Source organism: Halomonas sp. Bachu 37 (assembly GCF_039691755.1).
In the GTDB taxonomy this organism is placed as follows: Bacteria; Pseudomonadota; Gammaproteobacteria; order Pseudomonadales; family Halomonadaceae; genus Vreelandella; species Vreelandella kashgarensis.
In genome coordinates this window covers 2,985,580-2,997,576 of the sequence record NZ_CP137552.1, presented here as the reverse complement: position 1 = coordinate 2,997,576, position 11,997 = coordinate 2,985,580, and the positions used below count along the sequence as shown (strand labels likewise).

Genomic DNA, 11,997 nt, shown 5'->3' with positions numbered 1-11,997 from the left:
CCTCTCCTTCTTGATAAACACCGTCGTGAAAATCGTACTGTATCAAAGGCCACCCGCTTACTTCTTGCGCGCGTAGCGATCGGCACCCTCGACGAAGCGGCGCAGGTCCTCTAGCGCCTTCTCGGTAGTGACCGAGGCCTGGGGGCGTGCCGTCTCGATGCGCGCCATGGAAACGGCGGTGTCGTCGAGCACGGTCAGGGCCGATTCGATACGGGCGGAGAGTTCGTTCAGCCGGTGTTCGGTCTCCACCAGCAGGTCCAGGCGGCGCACCAGGGCGGCGCGCTCCTCCTCGCTCAACCGCCTGTCCTTTCGAGCCAGGCGGCTCCGCACGTATTGGCCATCCACGTTGACCACCCCTCGCGCCTGGTTCGCCATGCTGGTCAGCGTATCCACCGCTCCAAGACAGACCTCGGCCACCAAGCCGCGCGAGCGCTCGAAGGCCAGCTCTCCCGTGTGGAATCGACCGCTCAGCACCCCCAACACATGGTGGTAGCGGCTGTAGAGGCGGTCCGCGAGAATCGCCATGTCAGGACGGTTGACGTCGAGCAGGTCCTGCTTGGCTCGACACATGGCCAGCACGAGGTCATCGGCTCCCGCGGGCGGGCGTGCCGGATCGAGTACCGTCACTCCGGCTTCATGAGCCTTGCGTTCCTCCTGGGCACGGCGCTTTTGCGTCTCGGCCACGCGTTGAGCCTCCCGACGGCGCTCGCGGCGGCGGGCCAGCCAGCCGCGCAGGCTTCGCTCGACGGGCAACGCCACGGGAATGGCAACAATGCCAGCCAGCCAGCCGAGCAGGCTGGGGCTGAAGCCACCCCACAGGGAGGTCAGCCACAACAGCATGCTGATGAAGGGGAGCGTCAGACAATAGCGCAAGATCACTTGCAGCCGGCCGGGAGCCGCCACCGGAAGTGCCAGCCCAGGGTTGAACAGCCCCACCAAGAGCCAGGGCAGGCAGGTCATGAAAAGGCCATAGGAAAATCCTTGCAGGAATCCCAGCATCGCTTATCGTTGCTCCGTGAATCACAAACCACGAGTGTAGAGCAACCAAGCCGGGACGATAAGCATCACGGACTCGCTGTGGACTAGTAGGTTGATTGAGTTAGAAGGGCTGACCCGGCAAGAACTTCCACCAGAAGCTAGTTAGCTCTCTATCAGTCTGGAGGAGACTCGCCGCAGGATGTCTCCTCCAGATACCTTACTGAGGGTTTCTTAAATCGCTAACCTGCTCGTACTCGGAGGAGGAAACTTCGCTGTAGTTCTCTTCCTCGTAACCCGTATCCTCCATCTCATCCGCGGTTTTATTGGTTTGCCATACGAGTTGATCTCCGGTGAGCTCCAGCTCGCTGAAGGGAATCAGGACCTCGCTTTCAAAAAAACCCCACAAGCCCCCCATACTGATGACAACGCCAGCATTGCTACCGTCATTGGCCATTACCACGTTTTCAATGGAGCCAAGCTCCTCATTTTCTGTGCTGTAGACAGTCTGCCCTTCAAGCTGTGCAACACGCATCTCGTCCAAGGGGCTTAGTTCCGGCGGTTCAGGCTGTGATTCCTGGGTAGTCGTTACCTCAGGCTGCTCCTGCTCTGCTTGGGCTTCGGCTTGCCGCTCTGCTTGGGCTTCGTCTTGTTGCTCTACATGAGCTTCGGACTGCTGCTCTTCCTGAGTATCTGTATCCTGCGCATCCACGGTAGCTTGGGAAGCTTCGTCATCTTCCGCGGATTCAGCCTCTATGACCTCTACTCCCGACTCCGGCATGTTTACATTGACTTCAGGCTCGGGCTGTTCGACGACAACTTCAGGATCTTCCTGTTCATCAGTGACTGTTACGTCAGCATCCGACTCGTCGACTGTCACTTCAGGCTCGGCTTCTTGCACCGTGACTTGAGGCTCGGATGATTCGACCGTGACCTTGGCGTTATCTGTATCATCCGATTGCGCATTCGCTAATGGCGCTAGCAATAAAGTACTAGCAGCCCCCATTGTCGCAATTCGTAGTTTTCTTGCCAGCTTATGATCCGTCATAGTGAATTCCTTTTATTGACTCGCAAACTTCGACTACCGCATTCTGAAGGCAAAACCGTGAACCTGTAACGGCTGGCTTTCCGCACGAACGCGGAACGATTCATTTGCTATTCGTCAGTAGCGAGAGTCCCCTTCAAAGGATTCTTTTGCAGCACCTTTGAAGGGGAGTGCCTTGGCCTATAGCAAGAAGTTATTGCTGAGCATTTCTTAGCTGGCCTAAGGTGTCGACATCCTGTTCAGGAACTTCAGTATAATTTTGAGATTGATAATCTGACATTTGCTCCAGCGTATTGCTTGTTGCCCAAACAAGCTGGTCGTCATCATTAACTCTCACTTCATTAAGCGGTATTAATACGCGCTTTTCATCGGATTCGACAACGAGGCCGGGGCTGTTTGTGCTACGTTCGATCACGATTAGCACAACGGAACCAAGCTCATCACCTTCCTGGTTCACAATCACGGAATCCATGACTGAATCGACTTGCACGTTGTCCAAGGCTTGCTGCTGGGCTTGAGTGATACGAACCCGTGCACCTTCAGCGGAATCCACCTCAACGTCAGCTTCGGCATTGTCGGCTACCTGGACATCCGCCTGTGCCTCTTCTACTTCGACTTGAGCTTGTCCCTCATCCTGCACTGATACGTCGGCTTCGCCTTCTTCATCAACCACGACGCGCGGTTTAGCCGGTTGTACGGATACGTCCGGTTCGGAGCGCTGGACGTCTACATCAGGTTGGCCCTGGCTGACATCGACGCGAGGCTCCTGTAGCTCGACTGAGACGTCAGGACGGCCTGATTCCACGTCCACATCAGGATCACGTAATATCACTTCGACTTCCGGCTTGGGTATATTCACCGTAACTTCAGGGCGCGGCTGTCTAACGATGACCGTTGGGCGTTTCTGGTCGACTGTAACGTCTGGACCTGCTGGCTCCACTCGTACGTTAGGCGAAATCTGTTGCACCGAAACTCGTGGCTCTGCAGGGTCGACGTTTACCTCGGGCGGTTCGCTATCCACGGCTACGCGAGGCTGCTGAGCCTGAACGACGACTTCCCCTTCTCCATCACGCTCTTGCTCGGTAATGAAGACTAAAAGCCGCTGATATTCTTCCTGATTCAAGGCTTGATCATTATCCCGATCATATTCACCGAGAATGTTTTCGCGCCCACCCTGTACCTGGGATTCTTCGAGGCGCGGACGGAGTTCTTCCCAATCCAGTACCTGGTCAGAGTTCTGATCTAATTCCTTAAACTCGGCTTCGGCCCGGTCGGCTATATCTGTCTGGGCCTGCGCTGCTGAAACGAGAATAAATGTGCTGGCTACACCAAGAGTTGCAAGGTTCAGGCTCAGCTTCCCTAACAATTTATGATCCTTCATAAAATTCTCCTTAAATTCATATGTGACTTGTTCAAGTCCTAAATTACCTTCCGTGTTCAAAGACACGAAAACCAATACCGTCATCTTGGACTTCAAGCCAATAGGAAGTATTTGAACAATAGCTAATGCGCAGCATTAAGCTCACAAAAACGAGTGTAGTGCCCATAAATAAGGTCAGCAAATACTCGCTATTATTTATTGGTTCGTGTATGTGATGTCGGTTGCTGATCTGGGTTAACATGAAGCGGTGGCTGCCAACTTGATGAGGATACGTCGATGAGACTCCTGACCATGCTGCTTCTGGTGCTGTTCAGCGTTGCCGTGCAGGCCAAGTCGGAAGGGGAACGGGTAAGAGCCTGGACCCTGGAAGATCAGTTCGGTGATGCCGTGATGATTGCGCCCGACACGCGCCTGCTGCTGGTGGCCAGCAGCCGCAAGGCAGCCGATGTGGTGAACGAAGCATTGGACGGGCTGCCGGAGGGTTTCCTCGAGTCGCATACGGCGCTGTACGTGGCGGATGTCTCGCGAATGCCCAAGATGATCACACGCATGGTGATGGTGCCCGCGATGCGCTCGGCACCCTATAGTGTCCTGCTCGACTACGATAGCAAGGTAGCGCCGGCGCATCTCGGCCAGGGCGACGACGTATTGTGGCTTGGCCTGGTGGGGTTGGTGGTCGAGGATCGGCGCACTTTCGATTCACCCGAAGCCTTGCGCCAGGCTCTGGAGACGTTACCGAGATGAACGTGCTCGTCCCTGTCTTGATCGTGTTGCTCACCGTGGTCGGCATGGAGCTGTTCGCCTGGTTCGCGCACAAGTACATCATGCACGGCTGGGGGTGGGGATGGCACCGGTCGCACCATGAGCCACCCGGTTCCCGCGAGCGACGCGGCTGGTTCGAGAAGAATGATCTCTACGCCGTGGTGTTTGCCAGTATCGCCATCATCCTTATCGCGCTGGGCACGGCGGGAGGTTATCCGCTGCAGTGGATCGGGGCGGGAATGACCGCCTACGGCTTTCTCTACTTCGTTGCCCACGATGGCCTGGTACACCAGCGCTGGCCGTTTCGCTACGTGCCGCGCCGGGGCTACCTCAAGCGGCTCTACCAGGCCCACTTGATGCATCATGCCGTGCGCGGACGCGAGGGCTGCGTGTCGTTCGGCTTTCTGTTCGCGCCTCCGGTGTCCCGGCTCAAGCGTCAGCTGCGCGAGCGCCATGGCGGTCCACTGGCTAACGAGGACGCTGCCACAGCGTTACCGGACGCGGAGCGGGCGTCTCGCCGCGAGACGTGACGGCCATTCTCGCGCCTTGGGCCAGCAGCCGCAACTTCTCCGCCTTGCCGGTCGAGACCCGTCCGTCCCAGGCGTGAGCGCCGCGGTTCTTCACCTTGACCCCTATCTCCCGGTACACGCCGTGGGCTGTGGCGATCGCCCAGGCCGAGCGCAGCGTCAGGGCCGGCAGCCCGCCTTGTGCGGAGTCGTAATAGGGCTCGGCGGCATCGACCAGGCGCGCCGCGAGTCTCGCCAGGGCAGGGCGGTGCTCAGCGGCGGCGATCTCTCCTTCAGGGATGCCGGCATCGCGCAGCCACTCGGCGGGCAGGTAGCAGCGGCCCATGGCGGCATCCTCGACGATGTCGCGGGCGATGTTGGTCAACTGGAAGGCCAGGCCCAGGTCGCAGGCACGATCCAGGGTCGTCTCCTCTTCTACCCCCATGATGTGCGCCATCATGATACCCACGACACCGGCCACGCCGTAGCAGTAGCGCAGGGTATCGTCGAAACTGACGTAGCGGGTTTCGTCAACGTCCATGGCAAAGCCCGCCAGGTGCTCCAGCGGATAACGCTCGGGGATGGCGTGACGCTGGACCACTTCCTGGAAGGCGGCGAAGGCCGGCTCGCGCATCGGTTCTCCGGCGTAGGCGCGGCGGGTCATGTCGCGGAGTTCCTCGAGGCGTCGACGACTCTCCGTGCCCTGGTGGGCGTCACCGGACTCGCCGGCAAATCCCAGCGACTGGCCGTCCACCACGTCGTCGCAGTAGCGGCACCAGGCGTAGAGCATCACTGCGCTGCGGCGGGTGTCGGGGTCGAACAGCCTGGCAGCGGTGGCGAAGCTCTTCGAGCCGGCCTGGATGGTCCGGGTGGCGTGAGCGACGAGCGTGTCGTTCATGTCCGCTCCAGCATCAGGCCGGCGGTCGCCTTGGCCGACCCGATCACGCCCGGCACCCCGGCGCCGGGGTGGGTGCCGGCGCCCACCAGGTAGAGGTTCTCGATCCTGGCGTCGCGGTTGTGCGGGCGGAACCAGGCGCTCTGGGTGAGGATCGGCTCCAGCGAGAAGGCCGAACCGAGATGGGCGTTCAGCTCGTCGCGGAAATCCTCGGGCGTGAAGTGGCGACAGGTGACCAGGTGTTCACGCAGCCCCGGGATGTGGTGACGCTCCAGGTAGTCGAGGATGCGGTCGCGATAGCGGGGGCCTTCGCGCGCCCAGTCGATGGGCGCATTGCCCAGGTGCGGTACCGGCGCGAGGACGTAATGCGCGCTGCCGCCGGGAGGGGCGAGCGTGGGGTCGGTGACGCAGGGCGCGTGCAGGTAGAGCGAGAAGTCGTCGGCCAGGGTCTTGGCGTGGAAGATCTCGTCGATCAGCTCGCGATAGCGCGGGCCGAAGCAGACGGTATGGTGCGCAAGCCCCGGCGGCGGTGGCGTATCCAGGCCGAAGTAGATCACGAACAGCGACATGCTGAAGCGCTTGCCTGCGAGCCGCCTGGCCTCGCCGACGCCCCGCGGGTGGCCACGCAGCAGGTGGCCATAGGTATGCATGACATCGGCATTCGAGGCCAGGGCGTCGGTCTCGAAGCGACGACCGTCGGCAAGCTGCACGGCTGTCACCCGCTCCTTTTCGACCTCGATGCGATCCACGCTGGCGTTGAGCTCGAGCTTGCCGCCAAGCTCCTCGAACAGCGTGACCATCCCCTGGACCAGCGCGCCGGTGCCGCCGCGCGGGAACCATACCCCCCATTCGCGTTCCAGCGCATGGATCAGGGTGTAGATTGAGGAGGTGGCGAAGGGGTTGCCGCCCACCAGCAGAGAATGAAAGGAGAGGGTCTGGCGCAGATGCTCGTCGCTGACGAAGCGCGACACCATGGCATAGACACTCTTCCAGGCCTGCAGCCGGGCGAGCTGTGGACCGGCGCGTGTCATGTCGCGAAAGCTGAGAAAGGGCACCGCGCCGAGCTTGCGATACCCCTCCTCGAATACCGCCCGCGAATAGGCCAAGAAGCGTCGATAGCCCTCCACGTCGTCAGGGTTACGCTGGGCGATCTGTCGCTCGAGTTCGGCCTGGTCATTGACGTAATCGAAGGCCGGGCCATTCTCCCAGCACAGGCGATAGAAGGGCGTGACCGGCAGCAGCTCGACATAGTCGGCCATCCGGCGCCCGGCCAGGGTGAACAGCTCCTCGAGGGCGGTGGGGTCAGTGATCACCGTGGGGCCGGCGTCGAAGGTGAAGCCTTTATCTTGGTAGACGTAGGCGCGCCCGCCAGGCTTGTCGCGTTTCTCCAGCAGAGTAGTGCGATAACCGCCGGCCTGCAGGCGGATGGCGAGCGCCAGGCCACCGAAGCCGGCCCCGATGACCACAGCACGAGGAGAGTCTGTCATTTGGCTGTCCTGATCTGATGAGGGGAGCCGCGCCGCGCGGCACGCAGGGCTTCGCCCATGGGTACTGGAGGCTTGCCGGTGACGATGCGAAGCTTGTCCAGGGCGGTCAGGCGCCCGGCGTAGAAGCGTTGCACAAGGGGTTCCGGCAAGCCGTAGAAACGTTGCATGACCCGCCAGCGCTGCTCGGGGCGGCCGGCCAGGAACAGCATGCGGTTGAGCAGGCGAAAATAGCCTTGTCGCCGCCACTCGCCGAGCGCCTCGCGGCGAATGGCGTCGAAAAGCGCCGGTGCGCTCAGGTCGTCGAGGCGGGCGATGCGTTCGGCCAGGCGCATGGCATGAGGCAGCGAGTAACCGGTGGTGGGATGAAACAGCCCGGCGCGCAGGCCGCTGCGCGGCTGTGAATCGGCCTCGCGCCAGAAGGCATCGAAGTCACCTGCCAGAGTGATGGGCAGCACGCCACTTTCCTCGCGCAGTATCGCCTGCACCTGCCAGCCGCTGGCGTGGGCATAGTCGGCGATGTTGTCGCGAAGATGCTGCGGTTCGAGCTGGCCCTTTTCGCCCCGGCCACGGTCGCCCTGGCTAGTGTCGACCCGGTCGCTATCGACATAGTGCGTGTCTTCGATCAGCAGCCTGTCCTGGGAGAAGGGCAGCACGTAGACGAAACGGTAGCCCTCCCCCTGAGCGACCGTGGCGTCCATCAGGATGGGGCCGTCGAGGCCATGGGGGTGCGCTAGCCTGACTTCCTGGCCGAGAAAGGCCTGGTAGCCCAGCGCCAGGTGCGGGCTCGTCGTGACACCGCGCCCATCGATCACCGCACCGGCATGCAGGGTCCGGCCATCCTCAAGATGCACCTGAGTGGGGCCAAGCTGCGACGCGCTTACCTCGACTTGCAGGGCACTGCCGAGCGTATCGCGCAGCGCGGAGGCGAAGTGCTGCGAGAAGATGCTGGCATAGCCGCTCTGCAGGGTGCGCCGACGCTCGGGAAAACGCACCTCGTGGTGAGCCCAGCGACACCCCACCAGCGGGCCGATCCAATCCCACTGCGCGGGCGTGAGGTCGCTGTCGTGAAACGACCAGGTATGGTTGCCTCCCGGCGCGGCTTCCTGCTCGAGTACGAGCACCTTGAGTTCGGGACGGATCTGCTTGAGGCGAAGCGCGATCAGGCCATTGGCCAGGCCGCCACCTGCCAGGATCAGATCGTGCTGGGCTTTCATGACCGCAGTGCCTCCTCGACGATATCGGCCGCCCGAGGCGTGCCACCGGCTGCTTCGACCTCGTCACCCAGGCGTGACAGGGCGGCGGCGAAACTGGTGTGCTCGAGCAATTTCGCCAGCTTGGCGCTCAATGCGCGATGACCTTCGAAGCGTGGCGAGGCGCGCAGCCCCACGCCGGCATGCTGGACGCGCGTGGCGACACCGGGCTGGTCGAAGGCGAGGGGCAGCACCAGCATCGGCGTGCGCGCGAGCAGGGCATCCATCACCGTATTGAGCCCGCCATGGGTAATCACCGCGTCGGCGCGCGACAGCACGGCGCGCTGTGGGAAGAAGCTTGTCACCCGAGCCGCTCCCTCTCGCCGGAGCCTCTCTTCCTGCCTGCGGTCGAGGCCGCCGCAATGCGCCACCAGCAGCTGTACGTCCAAGGTCGAGCAGGCCCGCACAATGCGTCGGAACAGCGCGAGGCGATGGCCTTGCAGTGTTCCCAGCGAGGCGAAGACCACGGGCTTGTCGGGGGACAGCCTGGACGCCATCTCCCAGGGGGAGGGCGCCGTAGGCCTTAAAGGGCCGACGTGGTGGAAATGCGCGGGCAGCTCGCGCCGGGGAAGCTCGAGGCCCGCTATCGTCTGGCTGATCTGGGCGTAGGGCGAGAGGCACTCATGCAGCCCGCTTCGCGAGGAGAGTCCGAACCTCGCGGCATGCCGGGCCACGGTTCGGCGATGCTTCGCCATGAGCAGGTCATAGGTTCGCTCGCTGCCGGCATAGACCCGCTCGTACTGCTCGCTTCGGCCATAGGCAAACGGCATCACCGGCAGCGGCAGGCCGGGCTCGCGATTGACCGGCAGGGCGCAGGCGACCGAGACGAAGGGACGTCCGCTGGCCTCGGCCACCAGCCCGCCGGCCGCCTCCATCTGGTCGCAGAGCAGGGCATCGATGCCAAGCTCGTCGAGCGCGCGGGGCAGCTCGCGACACAGCATGTCGGTGGTGTCGCTCATGTCGGCGATCAGGCGCCGTAACCCCAGCGGACCGCCCGGCTGGGCCGCCAGGCGAAGGGTACGTGCCAGGGCGCCAGGCGGATGGCTGATGCGGCCCACGGCGTGGAAGGCAACCTGAGGAGAGTCGAGCCAGCGGGCGGCCTCTTGCTGGTGCAGAAATGTGACTCGGTGGCCGCGACCAACCAGCACATCCGCGAGTGCCTGCAGGGCGCGGAAGTGGCTGGGAAAGGGCGGTGCGACGACACCGATATGGTGTGGCATATCAGGACGGCAGTTCGTCAAGCGGTGACAGGGGGGCGCGGCGCAGCTCGGCGAGATTGGCGCTGCCGGTGCAGAAGCAGGCGATACGCAACTGCTCGATGATGACCTGAAAGTGCTCGATGACGGCGTCGGTCGACTGCGTGGCGCTTTGCAGCACCGCAGCGGCCTGTGCCACCAGGTCGGCTCCCAGGCGGATCGCCTTGGCGACCTCCACGCCGCTGCGAATACCGCCGGAAGCGATCAGCGGCGTATCCGGCAATGCCCGGCGCACGCTCACCAATGCCTCGGCCGTGGGAATACCCCAGTCGGCGAAAGCCATCGCCACCCGCCGTGCGCTCTCGCTCCTGGCGCGCTCGCCCTCTACCCTGGCCCAGCTGGTGCCGCCGGCGCCCGCCACGTCGATGGACGCCACGCCGGCCGCCACCAATGACTGAGCCACCGGCGCCGATATGCCGGCGCCCACCTCCTTCGCCACCACCGGTACGTCGAGTGCCACGACCAGCCTTTCGATAGCCTGGAGCACGCCGCTCCAGTCACTGTCGCCGCCGGCCTGAACGGCTTCCTGCAGTGGGTTGAGATGCACGATCAGCGCATCGGCGCCAATCGTATCCACGGCGCGCATGGCCCAGTCGATCCCCTGGGGCTCCAGCAGTTGCGCTGCGCCGATGTTGCCGAGCAGCGGCACGCTGGGGGCGAAGCGCCGCAGGTCGCGCGTCAGACCATGGTCGGCACCAGATTGCAGGGCGACGCGCTGCGAGCCCACTCCCAAGGCAATCCCCAGCGTCTCGGCCGCCTCCGCAAGATGATGATTGATCGCGGCCGCACGGGTGGCGCCGCCGGTCATGGAGCTGATCAACAGCGGGGCGCGAAGTGGCTTGTCGAACCACGTCGTGCCGAGATCGACAGCGTCCAGACACATTTCCGGCAGAGCACAGTGCCGGAAGCGGTAGCGCGACAGCCCGGTCGATACATTGGTGTCGGCCTGTTCCATACCCAGTACGATGTTCAAGTGATCGTTCTTGCGGTGAACCAGGTCATCGTCGTCCATGATGGACCTCCCAGGAGGAAAGCTGCCGAGCCGGAGCGATTCTTCGAGTCAGCGTCTATAGTACTAGGATGTAGTCCTTGTGCAATGCTTGTATAAGATACTAGTCTACTAGCACTACGCGTCAACCAGTACTACGCGTCAACCAGCAGTATCCATGTGCATAATCTATAGCTCGTCTCGGCTGGCGCCTGAAGGAGAAATGCGCGATGAACCTATCCGTACCACAAATCGACGGCGTTTCCCAAGATCCGGATGAGTTCGGTGAGCTTCGCGAACGCCTTGTCATGCGGCTGGAGACGTTGCTGCCTATGGCGGAGGGCGAGGATGATCCGGTGGGGATCGCCATGCGGGCGTGCCTGCTCTCGCCGGGAAAGCGCATCAGGCCCATGCTGCTGGTGCTGGCCGGCCAGGGCCTGGGTAGCGACTCTTCGGCGCTGTTCGATCTGGGGTGCGCCACGGAAATGGTCCACGGCGCTTCGCTGATCCTCGACGACCTGCCCTGCATGGATAACGCCCAACTGCGACGGGGCCAGCCAACGATTCACCGTCAGTTCGGCGAGGACGTGGCGGTGCTCGCCGCCATGGCGCTGCTGACTGAGGCCTTTCGTCTGGTAGCCTCGACGCCGAGCGTACCGCCCGAGGCGCGTGCACCGCTGGTCGCCAGGCTGGCCGAGGCGTCGGGTATGCGGGGGCTGGTGAAGGGGCAGTATCGTGACCTGCACGCCGACTCCCGCATGCGTTCGACGCAGGCCGTGGCGACCACTAACGCGCTCAAGACGGGGGCGCTGTTCGAAGCCGCCATGCTCATGGCGGCCACCGTCAGCGAGGCAGATGCGTTCGCTACTGCTGAATTGAGCCGTTTTGCCCAGGCGCTGGGTCAGGCCTTTCAGCACTATGATGATCTTATCGACGAGAGCGGCGGCGATGGCAAGGATACAGGGCAGGATCGAGGCAAGCCGACGTTGATCGCCTTGCTAGGAGCGGAGACGGTGCGATGGCGGCTAAGCAGTCAACTGGAGCAGGCCGAGCAGCATCTGGCGGCGGTTTTCCCGGCTGATCAGCCTATCCACCGCTACGTTCAGGCGCTTTCTATTCGCCTCATGCGCGCCAACTGAGTCAACGAGTCAAGTGTTCTTCCCCGCCACCGTTAAGCCGGTACTGAAAGTCGCCGATTGACCATTTCCCTCATATATCCTCTCGAACCAGGAGGAACGAGCGAAACGAAATTCGCACCGTCCCCCGGAGGAAATTAGTCGTGTACCTTGCGGCATCAGACCAGCTCGCGATTCTCCTTTCTTGCTTGATGACGGTCGCGCATCACGGCTCGGCAAATAAGAACCAGCACGCCTAGCGTCAAGGCGGGCCAAATCAGGACATAAAAGGCCATTAGTGTGGTCATGGTGAAGTCTCCTTGAGGCGGCGCCATCG

General features: G+C 62.4%; 12 protein-coding genes. 3 read left to right on the top strand and 9 right to left on the bottom strand.

What is annotated here, in order from left to right; genetic code table 11:
* Positions 1 to 57: 57 nt before the first annotated feature.
* The 3 genes from R5M92_RS13660 to R5M92_RS13650 form a co-directional block, all read right to left on the bottom strand.
* A complete protein-coding gene (locus tag R5M92_RS13660) occupies positions 58 to 999 on the bottom strand; it encodes a cobyrinic acid a,c-diamide synthase (RefSeq protein WP_346796517.1) in 942 nt (313 codons plus the stop codon).
* Between the two features lie 196 nt (positions 1,000 to 1,195).
* Entirely contained in the window at positions 1,196 to 2,023 is an 828-nt protein-coding gene (locus R5M92_RS13655; protein WP_346796516.1) for a PRC-barrel domain-containing protein, read from the bottom strand.
* 190 nt (positions 2,024 to 2,213) lie between these two features.
* A complete protein-coding gene (locus R5M92_RS13650; protein WP_346796515.1) occupies positions 2,214 to 3,485 on the bottom strand; it encodes a hypothetical protein in 1,272 nt (423 codons plus the stop codon).
* Positions 3,486 to 3,677: 192 nt separating this feature from the next.
* On the opposite strand from R5M92_RS13650, the gene R5M92_RS13645 reads away from it, so the two are divergent.
* Both R5M92_RS13645 and R5M92_RS13640 read left to right on the top strand, forming a co-directional pair.
* Complete coding sequence (locus tag R5M92_RS13645; protein WP_346796514.1) at positions 3,678 to 4,145, top strand: hypothetical protein; 468 nt, start codon at positions 3,678 to 3,680, stop codon at positions 4,143 to 4,145.
* On the top strand, positions 4,142 to 4,693 hold the full coding sequence (locus R5M92_RS13640; RefSeq protein WP_346796513.1) for a sterol desaturase family protein: 552 nt from the start codon (positions 4,142 to 4,144) through the stop codon (positions 4,691 to 4,693). Before R5M92_RS13645 ends, R5M92_RS13640 begins: the two co-directional genes overlap by 4 nt.
* On the opposite strand, the gene crtB is transcribed toward R5M92_RS13640, so the two are convergent.
* The 5 genes from crtB to fni are packed head-to-tail and all read right to left on the bottom strand — an operon-like array spanning position 4,632 to position 10,569.
* The gene (gene crtB, locus R5M92_RS13635; RefSeq protein WP_346796512.1) at positions 4,632 to 5,567 is read right to left on the bottom strand and encodes a 15-cis-phytoene synthase CrtB; all 936 of its coding nucleotides are present in this window, start codon (positions 5,565 to 5,567) and stop codon (positions 4,632 to 4,634) included. The two genes, R5M92_RS13640 and crtB, sit on opposite strands and share 62 nt — an antisense overlap.
* Positions 5,564 to 7,051 carry a phytoene desaturase gene (locus R5M92_RS13630; protein WP_346796511.1) on the bottom strand — a complete coding sequence of 496 codons (1,488 nt, stop codon included), beginning with the start codon at positions 7,049 to 7,051 and terminating at the stop codon, positions 5,564 to 5,566. The genes crtB and R5M92_RS13630 overlap by 4 nt, the downstream gene beginning before the upstream one ends.
* Positions 7,048 to 8,265 carry a lycopene beta-cyclase CrtY gene (crtY, locus tag R5M92_RS13625; RefSeq protein WP_346796510.1) on the bottom strand — a complete coding sequence of 406 codons (1,218 nt, stop codon included), beginning with the start codon at positions 8,263 to 8,265 and terminating at the stop codon, positions 7,048 to 7,050. Before crtY ends, R5M92_RS13630 begins: the two co-directional genes overlap by 4 nt.
* On the bottom strand, positions 8,262 to 9,521 hold the full coding sequence (locus R5M92_RS13620) for a glycosyltransferase (RefSeq protein WP_346796509.1): 1,260 nt from the start codon (positions 9,519 to 9,521) through the stop codon (positions 8,262 to 8,264). Before R5M92_RS13620 ends, crtY begins: the two co-directional genes overlap by 4 nt.
* 1 nt (position 9,522) lies before the next feature.
* The gene (gene fni, locus R5M92_RS13615) at positions 9,523 to 10,569 is read right to left on the bottom strand and encodes a type 2 isopentenyl-diphosphate Delta-isomerase (RefSeq protein ID WP_346796508.1); all 1,047 of its coding nucleotides are present in this window, start codon (positions 10,567 to 10,569) and stop codon (positions 9,523 to 9,525) included.
* Positions 10,570 to 10,775: 206 nt separating this feature from the next.
* Between fni and R5M92_RS13610 the strand changes: the two genes are divergently transcribed.
* A complete protein-coding gene (locus R5M92_RS13610; protein ID WP_346796507.1) occupies positions 10,776 to 11,684 on the top strand; it encodes a polyprenyl synthetase family protein in 909 nt (302 codons plus the stop codon).
* Positions 11,685 to 11,839: 155 nt separating this feature from the next.
* Here R5M92_RS13610 and R5M92_RS13605 read toward each other — a convergent pair whose 3' ends face one another.
* Positions 11,840 to 11,968, bottom strand: coding sequence for a putative transporter small subunit (locus R5M92_RS13605; RefSeq protein ID WP_346796506.1), 129 nt, complete (start codon positions 11,966 to 11,968; stop codon positions 11,840 to 11,842).
* Positions 11,969 to 11,997 lie beyond the last annotated feature (29 nt).

Excerpts from the sequence above, each read along its gene's own strand:
- crtY (WP_346796510.1), bottom strand. The coding sequence starts at position 8,265 with ATGAAAGCCCAGCACGATCTGATCCTGGCAGGTGGCGGCCTGGCCAAT.
- R5M92_RS13640 (WP_346796513.1), top strand. The coding sequence starts at position 4,142 with ATGAACGTGCTCGTCCCTGTCTTGATCGTGTTGCTCACCGTGGTCGGC.
- R5M92_RS13605 (WP_346796506.1), bottom strand. The coding sequence starts at position 11,968 with ATGACCACACTAATGGCCTTTTATGTCCTGATTTGGCCCGCCTTGACG.
- R5M92_RS13655 (WP_346796516.1), bottom strand. The coding sequence starts at position 2,023 with ATGACGGATCATAAGCTGGCAAGAAAACTACGAATTGCGACAATGGGG.
- fni (WP_346796508.1), bottom strand. The coding sequence starts at position 10,569 with ATGGACGACGATGACCTGGTTCACCGCAAGAACGATCACTTGAACATC.
- R5M92_RS13620 (WP_346796509.1), bottom strand. The coding sequence starts at position 9,521 with ATGCCACACCATATCGGTGTCGTCGCACCGCCCTTTCCCAGCCACTTC.
- crtB (WP_346796512.1), bottom strand. The coding sequence starts at position 5,567 with ATGAACGACACGCTCGTCGCTCACGCCACCCGGACCATCCAGGCCGGC.
- R5M92_RS13645 (WP_346796514.1), top strand. The coding sequence starts at position 3,678 with ATGAGACTCCTGACCATGCTGCTTCTGGTGCTGTTCAGCGTTGCCGTG.
- R5M92_RS13630 (WP_346796511.1), bottom strand. The coding sequence starts at position 7,051 with ATGACAGACTCTCCTCGTGCTGTGGTCATCGGGGCCGGCTTCGGTGGC.
- R5M92_RS13650 (WP_346796515.1), bottom strand. The coding sequence starts at position 3,485 with ATGACGGTATTGGTTTTCGTGTCTTTGAACACGGAAGGTAATTTAGGA.
- R5M92_RS13610 (WP_346796507.1), top strand. The coding sequence starts at position 10,776 with ATGAACCTATCCGTACCACAAATCGACGGCGTTTCCCAAGATCCGGAT.
- R5M92_RS13660 (WP_346796517.1), bottom strand. The coding sequence starts at position 999 with ATGCTGGGATTCCTGCAAGGATTTTCCTATGGCCTTTTCATGACCTGC.